1 protein-coding gene is annotated in these 550 nt (G+C 64.5%); it reads right to left on the reverse strand.

Annotation, left to right across the window (positions count from 1 at the left end; all coding sequences use genetic code 11):
* Positions 1-117: 117 nt before the first annotated feature.
* The coding region (locus Q1A87_RS23725; protein WP_299657339.1) for an IS30 family transposase at positions 118-550 on the reverse strand (433 nt) is incomplete at its 5' end.

The following is a 550-nucleotide window of genomic DNA, read 5'->3' on the forward strand; positions in this document are numbered from 1 at the left end:
TCGCTCGTCCACCCTCAACTGTGCGTACTTCCGTCTCATCTTCTAACTCCTGTGATCCGACAAAGCATTGTCATCAAACAAAAGTCGCAGTTGGAAATAGCGCGCACCTGTGAGGACTCAACCCTGGTTGCGACACGGCTCCGGTTCCTCACTGACCCGTTTCATCTCTGCGGCGAAGGCTTCCGCCGGGGTCGCGTAGTCGAGACACTTCCGCGGCGTGCCGTTCAGACGGGCGCAGAGCTTCGCGAGCGCGTCCTCGGCCAGATCCGCGACCGGCGTCTCTGACGGCAACCAGCGCCGGATGCGCCCGTTCGCAATCTCGACGGCGCCCTTCTGATGCGGGGCCTGCGGATCGCAGAACCAGACGTCGATCTTGGTGGCCTTCGTCAGCTCACGCCAGGCAAGGAACTCGAGGCCCCGGTCGAACGTGACCGAACGACGGGCCGGCGCTGGCAGGGGACCGAGCAGTCCGGCCAGCCGGCCCAGAACACGGCGCGACCGGCGATCCTCGTTGCGGTACAGGGCGACGTAGCGCGTCTTTCTCTCGACC

It is taken from the genome of uncultured Jannaschia sp., from assembly GCF_947494055.1.
Taxonomy (GTDB): domain Bacteria; phylum Pseudomonadota; class Alphaproteobacteria; order Rhodobacterales; family Rhodobacteraceae; genus Jannaschia.